Origin of the sequence: Klebsiella sp. P1954 (assembly GCF_018199955.1) — a bacterium.
GTDB lineage: Bacteria > Pseudomonadota > Gammaproteobacteria > Enterobacterales > Enterobacteriaceae > Klebsiella > Klebsiella pneumoniae.
In genome coordinates, this window is sequence record NZ_CP073374.1 from 13923 (window position 1) to 34324 (window position 20402).

24 protein-coding genes are annotated in these 20402 nt (G+C 52.1%); all 24 read right to left on the reverse strand.

Going from position 1 to position 20402, the window contains the following annotated elements; translation table 11 throughout:
* Positions 1-2: 2 nt before the first annotated feature.
* The gene (gene traG, locus KB890_RS26060; RefSeq protein ID WP_013609534.1) at positions 3-2852 is read right to left on the reverse strand and encodes a conjugal transfer mating-pair stabilization protein TraG; all 2850 of its coding nucleotides are present in this window, start codon (positions 2850-2852) and stop codon (positions 3-5) included.
* Positions 2852-4231: a conjugal transfer pilus assembly protein TraH gene (gene traH / locus KB890_RS26065; protein WP_014343487.1), complete on the reverse strand. Its 1380-nt coding sequence runs from the start codon at positions 4229-4231 to the stop codon at positions 2852-2854. The genes traG and traH overlap by 1 nt, the downstream gene beginning before the upstream one ends.
* Positions 4209-4652 carry an F-type conjugal transfer protein TrbF gene (gene trbF / locus KB890_RS26070; protein WP_004194305.1) on the reverse strand — a complete coding sequence of 148 codons (444 nt, stop codon included), beginning with the start codon at positions 4650-4652 and terminating at the stop codon, positions 4209-4211. The genes traH and trbF overlap by 23 nt, the downstream gene beginning before the upstream one ends.
* Before the next feature lie 45 nt (positions 4653-4697).
* The gene (gene trbB / locus KB890_RS26075) at positions 4698-5255 is read right to left on the reverse strand and encodes a type-F conjugative transfer system pilin assembly thiol-disulfide isomerase TrbB (protein ID WP_013214031.1); all 558 of its coding nucleotides are present in this window, start codon (positions 5253-5255) and stop codon (positions 4698-4700) included.
* Positions 5227-5466 (reverse strand): type-F conjugative transfer system pilin chaperone TraQ, encoded by a 240-nt coding sequence (gene traQ, locus KB890_RS26080; protein WP_004144400.1) that lies wholly within the window; start codon positions 5464-5466, stop codon positions 5227-5229. Before traQ ends, trbB begins: the two co-directional genes overlap by 29 nt.
* Before the next feature lie 10 nt (positions 5467-5476).
* Entirely contained in the window at positions 5477-6229 is a 753-nt protein-coding gene (traF, locus tag KB890_RS26085) for a type-F conjugative transfer system pilin assembly protein TraF (RefSeq protein ID WP_004152677.1), read from the reverse strand.
* Positions 6230-6249: 20 nt separating this feature from the next.
* Positions 6250-6576, reverse strand: coding sequence for a hypothetical protein (locus KB890_RS26090; RefSeq protein ID WP_004152676.1), 327 nt, complete (start codon positions 6574-6576; stop codon positions 6250-6252).
* A gap of 12 nt (positions 6577-6588) precedes the next feature.
* Positions 6589-6837, reverse strand: a complete 249-nt coding sequence (locus KB890_RS26095; RefSeq protein ID WP_004152675.1) for a hypothetical protein — start codon at positions 6835-6837, stop codon at positions 6589-6591.
* Positions 6815-7069 (reverse strand): conjugal transfer protein TrbE, encoded by a 255-nt coding sequence (locus tag KB890_RS26100; RefSeq protein WP_004152674.1) that lies wholly within the window; start codon positions 7067-7069, stop codon positions 6815-6817. Before KB890_RS26100 ends, KB890_RS26095 begins: the two co-directional genes overlap by 23 nt.
* Before the next feature lie 31 nt (positions 7070-7100).
* Entirely contained in the window at positions 7101-9056 is a 1956-nt protein-coding gene (gene traN / locus KB890_RS26105; RefSeq protein WP_030003482.1) for a type-F conjugative transfer system mating-pair stabilization protein TraN, read from the reverse strand.
* A gap of 58 nt (positions 9057-9114) precedes the next feature.
* Entirely contained in the window at positions 9115-9753 is a 639-nt protein-coding gene (gene trbC / locus KB890_RS26110) for a type-F conjugative transfer system pilin assembly protein TrbC (protein WP_069985712.1), read from the reverse strand.
* Positions 9754-9765: 12 nt separating this feature from the next.
* Positions 9766-10755, reverse strand: a complete 990-nt coding sequence (traU, locus tag KB890_RS26115; RefSeq protein WP_029497420.1) for a conjugal transfer pilus assembly protein TraU — start codon at positions 10753-10755, stop codon at positions 9766-9768.
* The gene (locus tag KB890_RS26120) at positions 10752-11153 is read right to left on the reverse strand and encodes a hypothetical protein (protein ID WP_004194979.1); all 402 of its coding nucleotides are present in this window, start codon (positions 11151-11153) and stop codon (positions 10752-10754) included. The genes traU and KB890_RS26120 overlap by 4 nt, the downstream gene beginning before the upstream one ends.
* A 34-nt stretch (positions 11154-11187) precedes the next feature.
* On the reverse strand, positions 11188-11823 hold the full coding sequence (gene traW, locus KB890_RS26125; protein ID WP_029497419.1) for a type-F conjugative transfer system protein TraW: 636 nt from the start codon (positions 11821-11823) through the stop codon (positions 11188-11190).
* Entirely contained in the window at positions 11823-12212 is a 390-nt protein-coding gene (gene trbI / locus KB890_RS26130) for a type-F conjugative transfer system protein TrbI (protein ID WP_004167468.1), read from the reverse strand. Before trbI ends, traW begins: the two co-directional genes overlap by 1 nt.
* A complete protein-coding gene (traC, locus tag KB890_RS26135) occupies positions 12212-14851 on the reverse strand; it encodes a type IV secretion system protein TraC (RefSeq protein WP_013214024.1) in 2640 nt (879 codons plus the stop codon). The genes trbI and traC overlap by 1 nt, the downstream gene beginning before the upstream one ends.
* A gap of 71 nt (positions 14852-14922) precedes the next feature.
* Entirely contained in the window at positions 14923-15321 is a 399-nt protein-coding gene (locus tag KB890_RS26140; RefSeq protein ID WP_023179972.1) for a hypothetical protein, read from the reverse strand.
* 378 nt (positions 15322-15699) lie between these two features.
* Positions 15700-16104 carry a hypothetical protein gene (locus KB890_RS26145; protein WP_004197817.1) on the reverse strand — a complete coding sequence of 135 codons (405 nt, stop codon included), beginning with the start codon at positions 16102-16104 and terminating at the stop codon, positions 15700-15702.
* Between the two features lie 66 nt (positions 16105-16170).
* Positions 16171-16482 carry a hypothetical protein gene (locus tag KB890_RS26150; protein WP_094965623.1) on the reverse strand — a complete coding sequence of 104 codons (312 nt, stop codon included), beginning with the start codon at positions 16480-16482 and terminating at the stop codon, positions 16171-16173.
* Complete coding sequence (locus tag KB890_RS26155) at positions 16483-16701, reverse strand: hypothetical protein (RefSeq protein WP_004195468.1); 219 nt, start codon at positions 16699-16701, stop codon at positions 16483-16485. It lies immediately after the preceding gene.
* Between the two features lie 322 nt (positions 16702-17023).
* Positions 17024-17608, reverse strand: coding sequence for a type IV conjugative transfer system lipoprotein TraV (traV, locus tag KB890_RS26160; RefSeq protein ID WP_032440547.1), 585 nt, complete (start codon positions 17606-17608; stop codon positions 17024-17026).
* Positions 17609-17680: 72 nt separating this feature from the next.
* Positions 17681-19105 carry an F-type conjugal transfer pilus assembly protein TraB gene (gene traB, locus KB890_RS26165; protein ID WP_004194260.1) on the reverse strand — a complete coding sequence of 475 codons (1425 nt, stop codon included), beginning with the start codon at positions 19103-19105 and terminating at the stop codon, positions 17681-17683.
* On the reverse strand, positions 19105-19845 hold the full coding sequence (gene traK, locus KB890_RS26170; RefSeq protein ID WP_013023821.1) for a type-F conjugative transfer system secretin TraK: 741 nt from the start codon (positions 19843-19845) through the stop codon (positions 19105-19107). The genes traB and traK overlap by 1 nt, the downstream gene beginning before the upstream one ends.
* Positions 19832-20398 carry a type IV conjugative transfer system protein TraE gene (gene traE / locus KB890_RS26175; RefSeq protein WP_004144423.1) on the reverse strand — a complete coding sequence of 189 codons (567 nt, stop codon included), beginning with the start codon at positions 20396-20398 and terminating at the stop codon, positions 19832-19834. The genes traK and traE overlap by 14 nt, the downstream gene beginning before the upstream one ends.
* Positions 20399-20402: the final 4 nt, after the last annotated feature.

Sequence of the window (20402 nt, forward strand, 5' to 3'; positions counted from 1 at the left end):
TTTCATCTTTTCCCATCAAGAAAATCCTTTTGCGTTTTCGCCGCTTTTTCCTCTAACTCAGCCTGAGAGTCAGCTCCAGGTAAAGAATTTACCTTACTCTTTCTTTCATTATAATCACCTTTAAACTCATTTGCTTTAGTTTTATGGTTCTTTTCCATTTCAGCATTTTCACTTTTCACCTCTGCGCCTTGCCGTTGTATGTTTTCGCGGGTTTCCTGATGCTGTTGTTTATTCTCTGTAATCATCCTATCCACCTTCTGACCCACGTTATCCTTAATACCCGCATCTTGTGTCATAACATCGATACGACGAGAATTTTGTCCGTAGTCGGCCATTACCGAACCATTGTCACCACCACCTGACACCCCAGCCATATTCTGTCCGATGCTTTCACGCCCCTGTTGATACGCAGCATCAACCCTGGGTTCTACCTGCTCTTTGACGAATTCACGCGCCAGGGCTTCACGCTGCGCCGCAATTTCAGGAGAACTGGTATTGGTCAGAATGGCTTCGGCATCCTGTGGAGCACGATGCTGAACAAAGTTCGCAAACTGCTGAGTCAGGTTTTCGTTCATCTGGCCAGTCATGCTCTCTGTGCGTGATGCCATCTCACTGTACTCATGGCTGCGTGTCCGGCTGCTTGTATACTGGTCATAGCTGTTTTTGGCACTGGAGAGTGACGCGGCAAACTGGTCAACACGCGAGCTGGCATTATTATCGGTAATATTGCCCGATGTGGTGGTTTTGCGGCTGGTAAAGTAATCGGATGCTTCCTTAAAGTCTTTGGCCGCCTGACTGCTGGTATCATGTCGGCTGTCATTCGATTCCCTACCGGAAGTTCCAACGTTATCTGTATTACCTGAGCTGTGTCCCCAGCCTGCACTTCCTTTACCACCAACTTCAGCAGAAAAACCACTGCCCCACTTTCCTAACTTGCCAAACAGCTGATCCCCAGAACTCCATTTACCAGATACATGTGCATCAAATGATTGAGTTCTTTTCGATGAATCATCCATCAACTGCTGGAAAGACTCCTCATTACTGATGTTGTTGGCTTTCGCATTAGCAACAACCGCATTCCACATCTTGCTTCTGGCCATCGAATCCTGCGAAGACTCGGTAGTATCGGCCCCGGTCGTTGTTGATGTGCTGTTCCCTTTATTGGTGCCAAATTGCTGCAGACTATTCCAGGCACTTGTCACGCTGCTGTTATAGCCATGCAGCGCGCTTTCGGCCTGGACATCAGCCTCACGGGCCATCTGTTGCTGCGCACTGGCTATCTGGCGACCGACGTTGATATCCACCGGCAGTTTTGACATTGCACCACCACTGTCCCAGACCATCGATCCATCCCGCGTCTGCGTGCTCATACCCCCATTCGCCAGCTGCCGCGACATCTGTCCGAAACTGGTTGTACTGTTGGTACCCCAGCTGTAGCCGCTGACGTTCTCCATCTGCATGTTGGCGAAAGAGTAATTCCCGTCCACCACGCCGGAGGCCGCCTGCGATGTTGCACTGAGCCCCGAAGAAGAAAAATGGCTGTAGGCACTGGAGAAGGCAGCCCCCATGCTTTTCACGATCCCCCACGACAAGGGCGGTATCATCACGGCAATATAACCCGCGGTGGTCGCAATATCCGAGTTTTTGAGCTGAACCTGCGACAACTCAGAGAGAACAACCGGCACGCCATTTTGCTTCGCATAGTAGGCCATCGCGCTGTTCAGGATGGCGAACAGTAATGGCCACGTCTGCAGCCAGATAAGCGCAAACACATACCCTTTAAGCACCTGCAGCGTCATCATGTTAAACATGGCAGCCATCACCATGATCGGGAACATCCCAATCATTAAACCCATAATGACGGTCTGCATCAGTGGAAGTGCGCGAAGCGCCTGGTGCCCCATTGTGGCCTGTGCCAGCCGCTGCTTTTCAAGGGATGATGTGTTAGCCATATTGACCAGACTGGCGGTGTCCCCGCTGCGGGCCGCATAACTCTGGATCCCACTGCGCAGGGCGTTCATCGTGACGTTCTGGCGGATAATCTGCCCGGCGCTCTGTCCCGAGCTGTAGAAGTAATTGTAGCTGTCGCCAATCATCTGGCTGAAAAGCAGATCGGGATTAGGTTTGCCGCCAAACAGCTGACGAACATAGTAGTTCCAGGTTTTCCCGCCTGTCTGAGTATCAAGCGCAAGAGCCGATTTCAGATCCCGTGAGGCCTCTTCGCATGTCTGGAACTGGTTGTTTTTATCAAACACGCCACGCAGTGGGCTTGGGTTTGCAAAAATCAGGGTATACGGATCAGGTGAATTCAGTAATTCTTCAAAAGAGTACTTATGATTGAGGAAAATATCGCCCATCACACAGTTTTGTACGTAATCGGAAAACAGCGTCGTAATCTGAGGATTTTGTGACAAAAAATCCGTACTTTTCGCGACCAGATTACTGCCAAATAACATCCCCGTTTTACTGTACGTGACGCTGTCCGGCAGCGCGAAGACCATCTCATAACTCTGGATAAGCGCGTTTCCCACCCTCGTTGTCAGCGACGCAGGAATGGCAAGACCAATAGGAACATTATCGACTTCATAGACCTGCGCAACGTTACTGTAATCGATGATCTGCACAGGGGTACGAATGACAACCAGCATAGAGACCAGGGTGAGGGAAAAGACCCAGCCAATAAGGTCCATTACGTTGTGTTTTTTTACCCAGTTCCCCGCCACAATGAGTACCGAGATGGCGATACACATCTTTTCTATAGTCGACCATGTGCTGGTCCCCATAAACGCCGCAATCGCGTTCAGGTTGCCCCGTAACCAGTCGCCGCCAGCAATGGCATATATCTCAAGCATTACAGATTCCCCCCAAAATGATAGTTATTCTGGTAGCGGGTCATCATGCGGGCAGAGACCTGCTGGCGCATGTAACTCATTTGTCTGTCAACCACAAGCAAGGCGTCCTGCTGGACCTGAACACGGGACTGGAAAGCGGCAATCTGCACACTCGCCTGGTTGAGATTTTCCATGATCATATCCATTGTCGACTGGGGATAATTACCGGTTGAGATCATCGCCCGGGCCTGCTGGATAAGTTCCTGAATGTACTGCAGCAGGATGTCGTAGCCGATATAGTCCGTCAGCTGGTAAATAAGTGAGTTAGACACCCCGAGCATCTGCGGATCGACCAGGTATTTGAACACCGGAATGGTGGTGCTGGAGATAAACCCTTTCTCCTGCTCTGTCAGTTTTTCATCAGCCACCGCTTTATTCTGGATACTACTCAACAAAGCGCGAATCTGATTTTTGAGCGCCTTATTGGCGGTGATGGTTACGGTCGCATCAGCAACGACCTTGAGACATTTATCCGAGTCATTGCAGTGGTAGATTTTAGCTGTGCCGCCCTCCATCATGGCTTTAATCAGATCCTGGTCAGTGGTGCGTGCCGGCAACGGGGTGATCTCACTGTTCTCACCAAAAATCAGCGTACCGGTCAGGGTCATCACAAACTCTTTCAGCTCCTTATTGCCATCAAAGAGCCGGTTCTTCGATAAGGCATTCCACATGATGTTAATGTTCTTCATCACACGTTCTTTGTCTTTATCGCTGGCCTTATCCTGGACGCTGTCCATCTTGCCGCCCACCGTACAACCCTGGCGCGAGGCGGCCCAGTCCGAAAAGATATTGCTTTCACCGGCAATGTCCTGGCAGACCTTTTGTTGAGCGACCTGGGTACGAGGAAACAGGCCACCCACAATTCCCTGAGCAGCCTGGCAGGAACTGAGGTTCATGCTGTTCATGTCAGTGGCCATCTTTTGAAGGAAGTCCTTTGCGGTTTTGATCTCCGGAACCGTGGTCTGCAGGGCAAGGTCAAAGAAGTAACCCGCGGCGTTGGACATAATTTGTTTGCCAAAGCGCTGCAGCTGCTCGCTGTTGATAAAGGAGAACGACCCCAGGTACGCATCGATGCCGCCGCAGCCGGCGTTAATATCTGGCAGGGTCATGCTGACCAGCTGGATCGTTTTCACCTGCGTTCTGGCATACAGCGAACCGCCAGAGGCATAACCCGCCGCCTGCCCCTGCCAGACCTGTGGCTGGCTGGTATTGGACGCAAACCCGAGCTTATTGAAGAAGTTATTCATGTCGCCATTCACGTCGGCGGCGGCGCTAAATGACAGGCCAAGCGCGGCACCGCAGAAAAGTGACAGAAGTTTAATTCGCATCCTGTCCTCCATTACGCACAGCATTCTTTTTAACTCTGTCATTTCTCAGAATAAAAAGGGTCTTAAGGTGATAACTGAAAAAATTGCGGATTGCTAATGTCACTCCGGCAACAAAGAACCCCACCCCAACAGCGATCAGCGCATAAGGGATGGCGTACATCATAATATTCCACAGGTCTTTTACTCGCAGGTCACCGCTGGCTATCCAGTCATCCACGCAGAGATTAAATAAAAATCTCATTATCCATAACAGCAGAGCACCTGCAGTGAGAAACACAATGAATAATTCCAGATAGATTTCCAGACGCCTTTCCCGGTGGATAAATTCCGGCTTCAGTTGTTCTATTTTTTCTGCTGCTGTCTGCCCGGAGTCCTTTAAACTGGCTGGAAATAAAAACGCATACAGTCCCGTCGAACGTATATATTTGTTCATGGCTATTTTCCTTAATCACTTGCTAAGACCGGATATAACAGAGACTCAGTGCATCATCTGAAATACCGTATCCACTCTGGCCATAAAGCCCTGTGCATCCGTGGCGCCCTGCAGGATTGGGTACGCTGCCAGCGTGTTTACGTTCACCAGAAACGTAGTCGGCGTGGCCACCGGGATATTGGGGAAAAAGGTCTGCATCACGTCAGGAGGCGCCGGCAGCGCTTCCGGAAACGCGTCATCACCCTGTCCGTCAATGGTGTAAGAGAACACGGAGAAGCCATACTGTCCGGCCAGCTGCTTCAGCACCGGGTCAAACTTATGACAGTAGGGACAGTGTCCCTGCATGAACAGCACCACTTTCCAGTCGCGCAGGTCCACCTGCTTTCCGTTGCTGAGTCGTAACCAGCGTGGCTGAGATGCCCCGCTCACCGCCTGGGGAGTGTCGCTCTGCGGGGAGGCCGTTTCAGTACCGGAGATACCCCGCGGATCCCAGAGCGACTTCACCTCATCGAGCGTTCCCGCATGTGCCACCCCAGCCAGTGCAAGGGAAAGAGCCAGTGCCGCCAGCGGCGTCTTAGCGAGGTTCATCAGGCTGTTTTTCACAGGCTTTCTCCTCTTTTTCGGCTTCAGCAATCAGGGCGTTTAGAATGCGGTATCCCCCGAACACCACCATACCCAGCCCGAAGATTTCCCCGGCCTGGACGGCCAGCTCAGGCTGTTTTCTGACAAGCCGGGCTATCAGGTGGAAAAACACGCCCACGGCCAGCACCCACATCCCGGTGATATCTAAATCCGGAAAACGAATATTTCGCATGACACACTCCTTAGAAATTCGGTTTAAAGTCGCTGGAGACATAGAGGAACTGTTTCGCCAGGTCGTCCTGACTGATAAAGCCGTAACTGAGAGGCTTCACCTGGCCACTTTTCGGGTTAACCAGCATCATCGCGGGGAAGAACTTCACGCCAAGCTGCTCTGCCTGGCCCTGGTCCGTCCGGCTGTCGGGCAGCATGGGGTTAATCACTCCGTCAACCGACACCGGTATCACGCTCAGGCCATAGGTTTCGCGAAAATTTTTAATCACCTGGACCAGCTGGCCATCGATCGCTTCCCGGCCCCGGTAGAAGAACATCACGCCGTAGTGCTGTGCGAGGGTGGAGATAGCCTGTCGCTGTTCGGCATAGTCGGCAGCGAGCTGGTTTTTTACCGTGCCGTTGTAGTGGCTGTACTGCAGGTTGTAATCGAGTTCGGGGTTTTCCAGCATGGCTTTCTTCGCACTCATCGAGAACAAACCTGCCTGCTGCGTCCAGTAGTTCTGCAGCCGGAAATACTTCACGAAGTTTTCAGACGATGGATACAGAATGGCTTCGTACAACGACCGTTTGGTGGCCGCCTGGAGTGTGGCGAGTTTCTCCAGAATATCCATTTGCGGCGGTGGTGCCGCTGGTACGGCTTTCCTGTCCTCATCACGGGGCTTCAGTTTCTCGTTGTACCACTGCCAGCCCGCGTCTTTGGCGAAAGCCGGCATCAGGGCGCAGCAAAGGCACCCCGCCAGCATGGCGGCATGTATTGTTCGCATGGCAAATACCCTTTTATGAATTAATGCGACTGGCGTGACAGATGCTGATAGACACTGTATTTATCGAGCTGGCGCTGTACCTTTCCTGCATCATCACGGGCTTCAAAGCGATAACCGCTGCAGTACAGAGGCAGATAATTTATCTGAAGGTCCACCCGCTCCCCGTCCCTGATCACCCACGCGGCCTGAGAAACAGTGTCGCACTGGATCCCCCAGGCCCGGTTGGTTGTCATAAATGCGTTAACCTGCCTGTCCCGCCACAGGCTGTACGACATAATGCTGACCAGGAGAAAGACAAACACCCCGACAAACACCATGACCAGCCCGTATGCTTTTTTCTCTTCCATTGACTCTCCTGGTCACATAATAAGGAATAGCGGCATGCTCAGTACTGAAGATATAAAAGCCTGCCGGTCCGCTGGCAGTTTCTGGAAAGCAGGTGAGTACTGAGCGGCCATCTGAACCAGTTCGGACGAGTTAATCAGGAACCTGTCTGTATGCAGAGAGATATCCGCAAGAACAGCCAGCACCATAACATGATGCTCCTGGGGTAAATTCTCTTCATTCAGAATGTCTATAAATTTCTCAATCGTGATATATCGATTCATCTTTGCTTTTCCTTGCATTTATAACTTTCTCCAGGACTGAGAAAAACAAATAACACACAGACATGGCAAACCCAGCCATAAGAATAAAGACCACACTTTCGACATAATCACTTCCCGACGTCCCTTTGACGGCATCCCAGGAGAAATAAATCACCGGAGAAATAATGATTATTGTTAGCGTTAATCTCAGGACAAAATCAATAACAGGCTTTTTGTGAAAACTCATTTTCATGATTATCGGTCTCTTTATTAGGCAGCATGGTTTATTGCGCGGATTGCTGACTCATGATTTCCTTAATTCGTTCTCTGGTCTTATTGGTGAGCACATCGTTTTCCGGTATTTTTTGATTTTTCATCAGGTCGTCCATAAAGTTGGTGAAATCCAGCTTGTTAAAATCAATCCCCTGGAGTTCCGCGACGGTAATGCCCCGACAGTCAGGACTGCTGGCGCCGCCAAAACCGATATGCAGCTGACCGTTTCTTCCCTGCTGCTGAACGATCTGCGCCAGTTTTGAGTCGAACTGGCAATAGCTCCTTTTTTTCTCCAGGCAAATCCCCAGAACCTTTTTAGAGCAGAATTCCCCTATACTGACCGTCAGCTTGTCTTTTTTCGCTTTGGCCAGCGCCTTTTCCTCGCTGCTGCAGCGTGCCAGCCCCACATCCTGGCCCCAGCCGCTGTCTTTGCAGCAGTTACTGAAGCCGGCAGCAAACTTCTTACAGAACTTCGCTTTTCCGGTGAATGCCCGGACATCCACCCCGTTCAGTGCCGCGACGTCCTTCCCCGCGGCAGCCAGTGCCGCCAGCTCAGACACCGCCTGCCCAAAGTCGTTGCTCTTCCCGGACGTGGCTTTGTCACATTCACCATCAAGGCAGAAGACATCACCGCCGCAGATCATTTGCTTGCCACTCGTCCTGGTTTCGCAGGAATACGTTGCATATTCATGCAGGCACGTGCCTTCCTCGCTGGAGAAGGCGCACTGGCGGGATGACAGAGTACAGGCCGTATTTTTCATCAGGCTTTCACAGGAGCCGTTGTCCGCCGGCTGCGTGAGCCAGGTATCCTTATATTTCCAGCAGGCCTCCGTGAACGAGTAATCCCTGCCTCCGAGGGTGATGGTTCGCGTTCCTCCCGGACTGATACATTCCTCGCCCGTTTTTTTCCCTTCATCCTTACTGAACGGACAGCTTTCAACCCAGACGACTTCAGGTGCATAGACGGTTTCGGTTTCTTCCATCACCAGGGTGACCGTGACCTGTACGGGTTTCTGGCTGGCCGATGATACGGTCCGTGATGTTTTGCTTACTGAAAAGTTCTGCCCAGCAGTGACCGCTTTGTCCACACCAAACGACTGATGAATCTTCCCCTTCCCGTCATAGGTATATTTCGTACAATGCGTGTTCTGACCGCCTGAACACATCGATTCTGAACGTGGCCAGCTGATCACATCAATGGGGAACGTTCGTTCAAAGAGGGTCAGGCTTTCACTCACTGCACTCTTGCAGCTATCCCGCACCTTCCCTTCGGAATCGCATTCTTCAATCCAGGGGATCACCAGAGGCTCACCATCCACCGAGGCATTCAGCAGACGACCGTTGGTCGGGATCGTCAGGTTGCCACTCCATTGCCGGGTACTCCGGGCATAATTCAGCGTCACCACCTGCTGATAGGTTCGGTTAACTTTCTGTGTGGTGGCGTTATCCTTCAGGGTCGCTTCCCGTGTGCAAAAATTTTCCACCTGCAGATCACGTTCGCAGGTATGGTTTGTGAACTCGCTGCGGTTCACAACCTGGGCGGTACAGGACTGTCCGGTATCGCCGACAATGCTGTCGGCACGGGATTCTGTATCCTTTGCGGCCTGAATAAACGGCGCATCCTGAGATATCTGATCCGGTGGCCGGTTCGTGAACGACTCAGTAATCGCTTTGCCGGTATCTCCCTGGCTGAACTCCAGGGCTGAATCGCTTTTCAGAGAGCTGTCTCCGCTGGCAGTGACGCCGCCATAGTATTTTGTCTGATCAGGGCTGTCGGTATACCCCGGCAGGTTTTGCTCACCACTGAAATTTTTCAGTGAGTTCAGACCATTGCCCTGCACCTGTTTCGCAAAATCCGAACCAGCTTTATAGTCGCTTCCACTGTCAGCACAGGCGGGGGATGCCAGCCAGATAAAGGCGCTCAGGACAAAAAAATGCGCAGTCAGTACGGAAATAACCGTCTTCATTTCTGCCCTCCCTCATCCCTCACCATTTCCGGTAACGCTATGAAGTACGGTCTGTCTTTCATGGCTGGCTCCCGGCGGCATTCGAGGGCGCATCAAGTATTTGCCGGGCCACCTGTGCGCAGTCACCGGTTTGAGCCACTTTCTCCAGCGCCTGTTTGACGTGAATGTTACCGCGTACCACGTCATACCCGGCCTGACACCGTACCACCAGAGACGGCACACTCCGGATGCTGAACTGCGTATATAGAGTCGGGTCGATCTGCACGCCGTCGGTCACGCCATCCTTCACCAGCTGCAGCACCGCGTCAGTGGTGGTCTTCATGTCGTTATTGACGAGCCCACGCAGTGTCGCCGGAATGCCGTACTGCCGGGTTTCGTGCAGCATCCGCTTCAGCCCCTCTTCAGGTATCGAGAAGGAGACAAAGTACAGCGCCCCTTCTGCTGGCTTTTCCTGATTCGCCGCTTTCTGCTGGCTGACCAGATTATCGATAAACTGGCGGTCTGATTTGGGCAGAGGATTACGGTTGATTTGCGCCTCAAGCTCCTGCTGCAGCTGTTTATCCGGATGCTGGCGCAGCTGTTCGCTGAGGTTCTCCTGCTGCTTCAGCCATTCTCTGTCTGTAACAGAGGAGGTTTCAGCCAACACTGCTCGTCCGGTCAGCAAAAGCATGACCATAAACAGATTCATTAATTTCATGAGAGACTCCTGTCAGAGAAAGACACAATTGCGTTTACGCCACATCAGATAGCCATAGTTCTTACGGGTGTTGGGTGGATTTTTACCGGCCTCCCAGCGCATCACGCTGCGCCCCACGGGATGGCACTGGCCGCTGTCCGGGTACATGTTCACCATCTGATAGCGCCAGCGCTCTTTGGGGATGATCGGGGACGGATACTCATAGCAGACCGCCTTGTCCTTCCCGATGCTCTCCATAATTTGTCCCTGCCGGTGAAGCTTGTACGCCATGCGCTCGCTGACAAGTAACGAGGACTGCAGCGGACTGGACTCGTTGCTTACCCAGCCGCTAAACGGGTACATCGAACCCTGAGAGCCGGCACACCAGAACAGAATATCGAGTGGCATATGAAACGCGCTGGCCATAGCGTCAGCCGCGCACGCCCCCTGTGCGATGGGGTTGGCAAACAGGATGGCTTCCGGATTCAGAATGGTGGTGAGGCTGCTGTCCACCCAGGTCGGGTCAATCTCGGACAGATAGGCTATATCCATGTCTCCGCCTTCCAGACAGCCTGCGGAGGTGATGATGTTCAGCCAGTAGGTCAGCGGGTACTTGTACCAGTGAACGTGATAAAAAGCGCCGTTCACCTGCTTATCGTCCTTTCTCGCGGTCCCCATGCCGGTCTTGCCGAGATTGATACTGAAGCCCCCCAGATTGACCATACAGCCAGGCGAACGGCTGACGTCCGTCATGGCCATCGGCTCCCAGTACCCGATGGCCAGGCCGGGACGAACAAAAAGCGGTGGCGGAGCCGGACACAGCTGCAGGGGACTACCCGGATTGCTGGTATCAGGTAGATCGCCTTTACCAACCTGCACGCTGCCGAGTGATAAAGGAAATATGCAGCGCCAGCACACATCGGTGATCGGGTTAACAAACCGGCCCTCACAGGAGGGGTCTGCGGCGGCGCGGCCACTGAACGTTGAGAACGCGATGCAGATTAAAAAAAATATGGCTTTCATTCGTCAGTTTTCTCCCTGAGAACAAGACGGAGGGCATCGGTTTTATTGCGGACCTTTTCCCGTGTAGAGTCTTCGGCGCCCTCCATCCCGGCCCACACCATCAGGGACAGGCAGTCGAAGAGGTAAAGCTGGCGACGGTATGAATCCCTGTTCGTCTGGCGAACGGCGGACAGTGCATCGAGTTCACAAGTCATTTCATCGATAACCTTTTCACCGTTGTATCTCAGCCAGCGGTACAGCTTCTCGTTATCGGTCCTGAGACGCTCAACCTCTCTCTCCAGCCAGCTTTCTCTTGTACTGAGTTCCCGTATGACATTCTCCTGCTTACGGATGGTGGACCACATTAGCGTCAGCAAGAGCATCGTGAGCAGGATTATTAAGGCCAGTATCATCGGCATCGGTTACCTCTTTTGAATAAAACGCAGCCCCAGATCAGTGGTGCGGGACGGGCGGGAAGGTCTCAATATTCAGCCGTTCACCGGAGGGCGCCGGCGTGATCCGCGCCGGGACCGCCGTCAGGCCAAATCGCTTGCTCAGTACACCGTTCTGGTCGAAATAGATCCGGCTGTCCAGCGCTGCGGAGGTGTCCGGGATACTGCCACGCACCAGGATAATTTTGCTCATCAGGGTTTCCGGCACCTGACGCTTCATCCAGGCCAGCTGGTCGGCATCGTCACCATTGATGAAGTACAGGGTCTGGACAAACGGTACGGTTTTAAGCGGGTTCACCACTTCGCCCTTGCGGGCAAACACCCGCCCCTCATTGTCCTTCAGGTCTTCGGTCAGTCGGATGCTGGGATCAAACCAGCGCTGCTCGTATTTCTCCGCACGCTTAATGCCTTCCACCGGCGCCGGACGCTGACTGTTCTCGATAACCCGCTGCTTAAACGCGTCCATCGTCTGGTCCCACTGGCCAGAGGATTGCAGCGACTGCAGACGCTGCGTGATGAGCTGCAGCATGTCCTGCTCACGGACGGGCCATAAATCCCCCCAGGTACCGAGATCAGCCGCCTGAGTCAGCGGCGATAACAGGCAGGCGGCGAGCAGACAGTCTTTCAGTCGTATCATTACTGTTCTCCTTTCATCCGGCGGGCAATGTCGTGCTGGATGTTGCGGGTCACATCAGGCGCGCCCTGAACCACGGCAGGTGAAACCAGAATGACCACATGATGCTGCTGCTGATACTCCGCCAGACTCTTCTCCAGCGCGTCGTTAAACCGATCAGAGAGCGCTTTGGACTGCGCCTCTGTCAGCTGCTTCTGACTCACACTGTCCATAAAGCTGTCGAGCGTCTTCTTCATATCAAAAGCCACCACCCGCGGCGTGGAGTACTCCAGAACCACGCGTGAGAGAAACGCGCTGGTTGCCAGGGCGAAAAGCACGAGAGCAACGATGACAGGTATCCGGCGAAAGGTATGAGAGGTCGTACTGACCGGTTGTTCGGTGTTGTTTTTCATCACTGTTTATCCTCCATGTCATTCACCGGTATTCGGGATTCAAGCTCTGCCATTTCGTCTTTAAAGTTGCGGCACGCCAGTCCGTATACCGCATCGTGGATATCGACCCCCTCCTGCCGGCGCGCTTGCATGTACTCAAAATCCGGGCCTTTGGAGGAGTACATCGCCCGGCTGAGCGGGTCAACGAACAGGCGGTGCCAGGAGCAGTTCGCTTCCACCTGCAGCATAAAAGAGGAGAACCACTGCTCTTTGGCCGAACCGAAGCCGTTAATCATGTCTTTCTCCAGCTTGCTGAACTGATCCGGGTACAGCTGGTTATACTTGGCAAACTCTTTGGCTGACTGCTTCAGAATGGCCTTGTACGACGAGTTCCCCCAGGCAGCGCGTGCAGCGCTCGATGCGGTCGGGGAGTCGAAGTCCACGATATTTTGCGTGATGGTGATGTATGCGCCGGTATGTCGACGCGCGGTACGGTAGCCTTTCTCGATAAACTGCCCCACTTTTTCATTCTTGAAATCAAGGAGCTTCCAGCCCTCATCGATGACGTTCAGTTTTTTCAGGCCACGCGGTGACTGATACATCCTGTTCTCGATGTAAATAATCAATGAGAACATCACCGCGATAAGCAGAGAGGGCCGCGACTCCAGGCCACCGAGCTCCAGTACCACCATCCGGGCGTCATCGTGAAGTGTTGGTTTATCTGAGTTGAAATAGTCCCCGTAGATCCCATTCACCGTGTACTGATCGAGCAGGATTATCATCTCGTCCAGACGGCCCCGGATTGTCGGGGAATCAGCATATTCATCGCTGTCCTTCGCGTCCTGTAAAAACTGAACTACGTCATCAACGCGTGCATGATTACGCTTGCTTAACCAGGCCGCCTGAACTGCCTGCAGAAGCAGACCTTCATGGACTTCATCGAGGTTGCCGTTCGGACTGGCCATCACCGACATCTGATCGCGTATACGTTCTGCTGACATGTCAAAGTGAGCATCATCCAGCACGTTGGCGAACGGGTTAAACTTGAGGGTATCGCCATCGAGGTATACGCCCCCCATGTTTTCACACAGGGACTTATAGCCATCGCCCATGTCGAACACCCAGGCAAACCCGCCGGAGTCGAGCACACTGCGAATGAGGGGCTGAATCAGACCGGTTTTACCCGCCCCGGACGTCCCGCAGACTGCCATGTTGAAATTGGTATTGTTCATTCCCTCGTAGAACAGGTCGATGAACGCCAGCTGATTTCGGTAGGTGGGCGCCAGGAGTCCCGCCGGCGCCAGCGGGCTGTCAGCGACGATCGGCAGGAGGTTAGCCACCTGGAACGTCTCCGCCCGCTTCACCACGCCTGCCGCCTGCAGCTCTTTAAACAGGCCCTCACCACACTTGAACGGCATCATGGCCAGAAAGTTACGCAGGTGATGGTAGCGGGCCGGGATCAGCTGGAAACCGCCTTTACGGTAACTGTTGAGCACCTGCTGTTCAGCGGCGAGAGAGGCCTCTGTGCTGTCTGCGGTGTACGTGGTGATATTAAAGAAGTAGGACACCAGGGAGGTCTGGTTGGTCGCCAGTCGCTGGCGGATATCGCCCCACTCCTGCATTTCCTTTATCACGTTCGGAAAAAACTTCGCGTAGGAGGTTTTGCTTTTCTTCTCCACGTCCATGAATTTCATGTTGGCTTCATTCTGGGTCTTCACCTGGTCCTCCACCATCAGCGTCAGCGTGATGACAAAGGGGCAGGAGATGGAGAGCTCCGGGTTAAGCAGGTTGGCGTAGTTATCCGCGGAGGTCCAGAGGAAGGCCATTTCCGGATCACTCTCCAGATGGTAGCTCGTCACCCGGGTTACGCACTCTTTCCCGTCGCGCCCCAGGCGGCCAATTTTCAGATGACCGGCGGTGACCTGCATATCAAAGCTGTCATCGACACACTGATAGTTCAGATCCTGATAGGGGTCCAGCTTATACGGTACGCGGTACATCTCGTGCGGGTCCGGGTTTATCAGCTCGCGCATCAGTTCGACCAGCCCGGCAGCATCAAGGATACGCGTCGGAATATAGGCACCGCCCAGTGACGCCCGCAGGATTTTAATCTGGTTCTCCATCTCCACAATTTGCGTGGTGGAGTTTTTCTTCCGGGGCACGCAGCAGGAGATGTACACGCGGTAGTTACGCAGCGTCAGGGGTAAATCCAGTGCAGGAGGCAGGGGGAACTTCGTCTCCGCTGCCCGGAGATAGTAGGCCTGGGTGATGGCGTTAAACTTCTTAGCCTGTTTACCGCTCCAGCGGAATTCACGCAGACCGTAGTCGATATCATTGCCGACCAGTTTGCTGGAGACCAGATGAAAACTGACCGGGACGCCCCGGGGAAGTTTGCTGCGCAGTAAATGCTCCAGTGTGGCGACGATACTTTTATCCGCACCGGGTAAAGGACGTGCCTCAAACATAAAACCGATGGTTTTGTTATTAATAAACAGCCCGGTCGCGGAATCATAATCCTTATAGGGCAAAATACGGCTGAACTGGGGGAAATTCATGCTGCCCAGCGTGTCATTGGCTTTCGCGGATTCGTCGGGCAGCTTCAGTGCTGATACCAGTGAATTCACAGTCTGGGTGACGGCATCGATGATGTTATTACTCATGCAGGCGTTCCTTTAAGAGCATTTCAAAACAACAAGGGTAATAAATGGCAAGAAGAATATTCATATCCGCACTAGAAACTCCTTCTTATAATGGAAAGCACTGGAATAAAAAACAATAAACACATGGAAGCAATAATCTGACCCATAAAGATCGAATCCAACAACACCTCCCCTTGCCACAAACAAACAAGCAGAGTGATAAATAATAAAACCACATGAAAGAAAACAATCAGGAACAGAATGTTCGCTGAGAACTCCCCATCACCAACTTCCACCTCTAAGCAGAAAAAATAAAATACACACAAACTACAGATAATATAGACGCCTTCATGTCGAATACCCTGAAAGAAATCAGGAGAAAACTCTCCTGCCAGTCCATTGTAAGTCAGTCTGGCTCCCAGATAGATGAGCCAGTAGACTGGAGGTATAAACAAAAATCCGTACTTTCGAAGAAACAGCATCATATCCATCCCCTGATTATTTGCTCATAGCGTTCAGTGCGTTAAGTTTTTTTTCACGTACTGCTTTAATCTCTTCTTTATACTTGCATTCTGATGCCATCTTTTTTGCGTCACCGAAAGTTAATGGCTCTGACGAAGTGCCTGTGTTAGTTTGAATTGCTAAACGTAACGCCTCACCTGCACAAGGTGTCTAATGAATAATACTTTGCAGTTGTTCTGGAGTAGCGGGCTGCATATCGCGAGAATCTTCAATATACTGCACAAAAAAAAATACCCAGTTAACACAATTAAAAGAAGAACTATCAAAAAACCAAATTGCTGGCCAATTTCTTGCTGTCTTTCCATTGTTCCATCCCTACCGGTCAATCCAGTTTGTTAATCAGCATTTCATTTTGAGTTAGCTTTATATAATTCCCACTGATGGATATAGGAATAATACTGCCCACCAGGCACATTAATGATGATGCCATCACAGTCCAGTTTATTAACAGGGCTGGTAAAAGCGCCTGTCGGCATGTTTACCTCAAGTGTCCGGCAGTCATCTTTCCAGTGTCTACCTGCTTCAAGTTCATCCATCGAAAATGAGTGAATGGAGATAACGAACATCCCGGAAAACCCAACCACCGCTATAAGCGCACAGTATATGAATGTATCGCCTCTGTTAACTCGAAGATTGAATTTTTCAGGGATGGCAACCATAGCCAGCGCACCGACCACACCAATAACAAAAAGAATCAGGCATATACCGTTAAGCCATGCAACGTTATGTCCAAGTATATAGTACGCTTTCACTTTCTTATTCCTTATGCTGCATACTTTCAAATAATGTGAGATTGTTAATACTGACCATCGGTCTTACTATTCACCTGCCCCCATCCGATCAAAGTAATAAATCAAGACATAAAACATATAAAAGATCACTGTGGCTGTAAAAAATCCCGTTATTACTGACAGCGTCAAATCAGGAGAACCGGCCCACATGTTTTTATCCTTAAACACCATGAAAGGAAATAAAGCACTGAGACCTGTAAGCCCAAACAACATTAAAATACAGGCAAGCGTATCTCTTATAAAAACACCAATAATTACATAGCCGTAACCGCAGATAATGATTGCCATTGCAAAAAAAAGTCGAACAAAACCATCAAAACTTAACTGGTATTCAGCCATTTACCCACCCTCATTCAATGTTTCTATCACGCTGCTCAAAGGCTCGCGGGTTTTAATTTCAATGCACTCTCCTGTATTACTTCCGTAACCTCTGCCCCCACGTGCTTCGAGTACCCGTAGCATTTTTATGCAGACATCTGTATTAGGCATGGGAGTAATATCCCAAATCCCACCGCCACTACTCGGCGTCATCAGCACCAGAAAAATAAAGGCATGCATACTTTATTGCCTCTGTTTATATATTAACGAATGAATATTTCTTTCATTGCCTCTGCGATAGTTGTTTGCCTATCGCCACTTATCGCTCTGTCATAATCAGACTTGCTTACATTTTCAATAACATCACTACACTGAAGTCGATTTTGCCTGGAGAGAAAAACCCTTTATCATCAACCCGCCCTTTTAAATAACCCTTACATAAAGATACATGAGCGTAATATCTTCGTCTGAACACGCTACCGCCCATCCCTTTCAACGCAGAGGGCACTCGTTATAATTCAGAAATGAAAACTTACTGCAGCGCCAGTAATGGCGCTGTGAATCAATTAAGGCGAGGCTGTCCCCACGCCGATGGTTTTACGACAAAAAGAACCGTTGCCGGCTGGTGATATACATCATCTGAATCCACATACGGCGCTATCCACAATGACGTTGTCTCCTCCCCTTTTCTTAATGGCCGGGGATAATTACCTGGCGGTGTTGACGGTGACGTAAACGTTGACGCCACTACTGGTAAAGACATTTTCACTACCGGCAAAGACTGGAGCCTTTTCCCGGTTTCGAAATATATTGCCTCATTCTTTGCCGTTGGATTATTTAGGTACACTGCACGTGCTCGTTCTCTCTCCGCTGCCACTCTGGCCCGGTTCAGGTTGGGTTGAGGCGGCAACGGGTACGAATTAACTGACGTGGTTCTGAAATTACCCTCAGCCAGTTGTGGCAACCCGGCCGCAGCCGGCTTTGCATCACTGCGTTCCTCCTTCAGCTTCGCTTTTTCATTTGCCTGCTCCATCGTCATACAGGTATCCGACGTCGTGGCATTACATTGAAATTCAGTCTCTGTGCCCGCGCACCCGGTTAAGAGCAAAGCGCTGCCCAGAGGAATTAACAGCATTAATTCCTTCATAATATTTCTCGCTATTTATCGGTTATTTTTTCAGGTTCATCCTGAGCTGGGTATTTTCCTTAATCGCCCGAACTAGCCATTATTTTCCCCCTGCGGCGCTGCGCCCGGAGAGAACTCACGCGGATCAAGTTTGCCCAGCTTCTTCAGCATCTCGTCAGTATTGAATCCGTTCATACCGCCGCCTGACTGATGATGTGCATCAGCCTGCGGTGCCGGCTCCGCCTCCTGATTTTGAGCCTGCTGTTGCCCGTTCTTTTCCGCTTCCAGTTCTTCAATCGTTTTCAGCTGGAATCCATCCTGGAACACGACGGTCACTTCGTTGCCGGCACCAATCGGAATGACCGGGTGATACTGCTCGGCCCTTTTGATGTAGTACTCGCTCAGTGTCTGCGCAGCTTTAGATGCACCACCGCCGACCCCCATTTTCAGAACGTCACCGGCGCCAACAGATGCGGTTGCCCCCAGGCCAACAGCCGGCTGTGAAGCCCGTTCCATGCCCTGACCAATCCCGTCAACAAAACCGGCCCCCCATGCCCAGCCGAGGATTTTTCCGTTACGCATCACCACCTCTCCCTTAACCCCGTTTTTCCCCATAAAGGAAACGTGGCCGTTAATGGGCTGATCGATGGTTTTATCACCTTTGATACAGCTGATATTGCGGGTACGGACAATGGCGCGTTCGCTGGAGACATCGCCCCAGGCTTCAAGGCCCACAAAACACCCTGTCAGGTCGTAGGTTTTGCTGTTTGGCATTTCCACGCGACCAGTGATACGCAACTGCATCGGTACAGTTGACTCATTCCCGGTAACAGACGCGTTGGCATCTGCCCCCTCGATAAGCATACTTTTTGCAAAGCTCCCCGACGGAATGTACGGCAATGACTTCGTTTTTTTTCCTTTGTCGTAACTGAACGTTTTACGCTGTATCTGGTTTGGTACCGGTACAGACTGGTAGCTGACCTGCGGCGGCGGTGTCATACCATTCCCCGGATAGAATGCCGTCGGAGGCGGTACCGCGGCGCCGGTTTGCGGCGGATAACTGGCTGGCTGCGGCTCCCCTTCCGGACCGGGTGGCGGTGACGGAGGAGTCGGCGCGGGCTCGCCACCAGAGACAGCCGGTTTCACGCCCAGCGCCTTCAGCTGAGTCTGCATGGCTTCATTGTCACTGCTGAGCTTGTCGATACGTATCTGGTCAGCGGTTCGCGCCTTACTCAGTAGGTCCACTTCCCCCTGCAGGGAGTCAAAACGCTTGTTGAGATCAGCGGCAGTCGCCTGCATTTCTGTTGTCGCGTGCTGCTCCACCTTACTGTTGAAGCTGCTGTCGACCACCCCGGTCATATCCGGTGCGGGTTCGCCCTGAGCCGGGGCTTCCTCATCAGAGCTCATGTTCAGATCTGACAGATACAGCCCGCCTCCGACTGCTGCCGCGCCGCCCGCCAGAATGAGTCCCAGCCAGATATATTGCTTACGTTTGATCAGCGTGTTGAAGTTGGCCATCAGCGCTTCACTCCTTCATCTGACGTCGTGACCCAGATCTGCATGCGACCACCGGCAGTCAGCAGGCCCGCCGGGGTACTGAACATGACGGCACGTGTTCCGGGCTGCCAGAAATCGCTTTCACGCACCATACGGGGCGACAGGGAGACGTTATCCAGACTGTAACGGACGACTTTCAGGTGGTGGCCGACCCAGACCCTGTCGGCAGTGGCGCGCAGACCAGCCGGCACCTGCAGCACTTCAGAGGTGACGGGGACAGACTGATACTCATCGGGTACGCTGCCCTGGCGCACGGCGCGATTAAGCGAAACCAGTAACGATTCATAGGGGTTCGACTCTTCCCAGGCTTTTGCCGGACCGGGGGTACCCGCCAGCTCGCTGACCAGCTGAATTGTCCGGCCTGAGCCCGCACGGGGCACGGCACGAATGGAGAAGTTCAGCCCGCGTTCGGTTTCCACAATGAAGGTGAATGGTTTTTTACTGACGGTCGCCAGAATGGCACCGCCGCTGTCGGTCTGCTCCTGGTTTGTCAGGCCACCGTCCAGGCTGTTTATCGCCGTGATGCGATCTCCAGGTACTGTGAACAGATTCGGGTCGGTGTTACTCACGGCAATATTTGCCTGACCACCATTGGTCAGGGGGACCACTGTCGGCGCCAGCGTACCGCTGAGGGTCGCGGACATCGCGGGGGCGGCCAACAGCAGACAGCCTGAAATAAATAACGGGTTAATTTTTTTCATTATTTATTTCTCCAAAACGCGCCAGCCAGCTGACACCATCGACACGACTGAACTGAATTACATAGCTTTTAATTTCACTGTAGGGTTTGGAATCCCCAATCCACGTTTTCAGCTCACCCCGGATATCCACGCGGTTCTCTGCCGGCCAGGCACGCATCGACGTCATATAAAAGGTGGAATTAACGTTATTGTCTTTAATGCGTTTCGCATCTTCAGCCAGCTGGACCTTGAGGCTGTTCTGCGAGGCGGGTAATACATACCGGAGTAGCTGCTGATGCTGGGCATCAACCGTTTCCGGCGTGACATTCAGACGCAGGGCAACAAAGGACAGGCCCAGCTGCTCAATATAAGAGGCGTCAGCCTGGTTCTGAGACACCGCAAAGGGTGCACGGAATAACATCGGTGTCACCGCCACTTTCTGTTCCGTCTGCAGACGGTAATTATTTATGCCCTGGATAATATTGGTCGCAAGACTGAGGGTCAGGAGTGTCCCCAGACTGATAAATCCCACAGCGATAACGCGGGTGGTATTTTGTCTGGCACCATGTTCCATATGT

What these genes read in the sequence shown, in the direction of transcription:
- traG (WP_013609534.1), bottom strand. Translation starts at nt 2,852, where the DNA reads ATGCTTGAGATATATGCCATTGCTGGCGGCGACTGGTTACGGGGCAAC.
- traH (WP_014343487.1), bottom strand. Translation starts at nt 4,231, where the DNA reads ATGGAGGACAGGATGCGAATTAAACTTCTGTCACTTTTCTGCGGTGCC.
- trbF (WP_004194305.1), bottom strand. Translation starts at nt 4,652, where the DNA reads ATGAACAAATATATACGTTCGACGGGACTGTATGCGTTTTTATTTCCA.
- traQ (WP_004144400.1), bottom strand. Translation starts at nt 5,466, where the DNA reads ATGCGAAATATTCGTTTTCCGGATTTAGATATCACCGGGATGTGGGTG.
- traF (WP_004152677.1), bottom strand. Translation starts at nt 6,229, where the DNA reads ATGCGAACAATACATGCCGCCATGCTGGCGGGGTGCCTTTGCTGCGCC.
- KB890_RS26090 (WP_004152676.1), bottom strand. Translation starts at nt 6,576, where the DNA reads ATGGAAGAGAAAAAAGCATACGGGCTGGTCATGGTGTTTGTCGGGGTG.
- KB890_RS26095 (WP_004152675.1), bottom strand. Translation starts at nt 6,837, where the DNA reads ATGAATCGATATATCACGATTGAGAAATTTATAGACATTCTGAATGAA.
- KB890_RS26100 (WP_004152674.1), bottom strand. Translation starts at nt 7,069, where the DNA reads ATGAAAATGAGTTTTCACAAAAAGCCTGTTATTGATTTTGTCCTGAGA.
- traN (WP_030003482.1), bottom strand. Translation starts at nt 9,056, where the DNA reads ATGAAGACGGTTATTTCCGTACTGACTGCGCATTTTTTTGTCCTGAGC.
- trbC (WP_069985712.1), bottom strand. Translation starts at nt 9,753, where the DNA reads ATGAAATTAATGAATCTGTTTATGGTCATGCTTTTGCTGACCGGACGA.
- traU (WP_029497420.1), bottom strand. Translation starts at nt 10,755, where the DNA reads ATGAAAGCCATATTTTTTTTAATCTGCATCGCGTTCTCAACGTTCAGT.
- KB890_RS26120 (WP_004194979.1), bottom strand. Translation starts at nt 11,153, where the DNA reads ATGCCGATGATACTGGCCTTAATAATCCTGCTCACGATGCTCTTGCTG.
- traW (WP_029497419.1), bottom strand. Translation starts at nt 11,823, where the DNA reads ATGATACGACTGAAAGACTGTCTGCTCGCCGCCTGCCTGTTATCGCCG.
- trbI (WP_004167468.1), bottom strand. Translation starts at nt 12,212, where the DNA reads ATGAAAAACAACACCGAACAACCGGTCAGTACGACCTCTCATACCTTT.
- traC (WP_013214024.1), bottom strand. Translation starts at nt 14,851, where the DNA reads ATGAGTAATAACATCATCGATGCCGTCACCCAGACTGTGAATTCACTG.
- KB890_RS26140 (WP_023179972.1), bottom strand. Translation starts at nt 15,321, where the DNA reads ATGGATATGATGCTGTTTCTTCGAAAGTACGGATTTTTGTTTATACCT.
- KB890_RS26150 (WP_094965623.1), bottom strand. Translation starts at nt 16,482, where the DNA reads ATGGCTGAATACCAGTTAAGTTTTGATGGTTTTGTTCGACTTTTTTTT.
- KB890_RS26155 (WP_004195468.1), bottom strand. Translation starts at nt 16,701, where the DNA reads ATGCATGCCTTTATTTTTCTGGTGCTGATGACGCCGAGTAGTGGCGGT.
- traV (WP_032440547.1), bottom strand. Translation starts at nt 17,608, where the DNA reads ATGAAGGAATTAATGCTGTTAATTCCTCTGGGCAGCGCTTTGCTCTTA.
- traB (WP_004194260.1), bottom strand. Translation starts at nt 19,105, where the DNA reads ATGGCCAACTTCAACACGCTGATCAAACGTAAGCAATATATCTGGCTG.
- traK (WP_013023821.1), bottom strand. Translation starts at nt 19,845, where the DNA reads ATGAAAAAAATTAACCCGTTATTTATTTCAGGCTGTCTGCTGTTGGCC.
- traE (WP_004144423.1), bottom strand. Translation starts at nt 20,398, where the DNA reads ATGGAACATGGTGCCAGACAAAATACCACCCGCGTTATCGCTGTGGGA.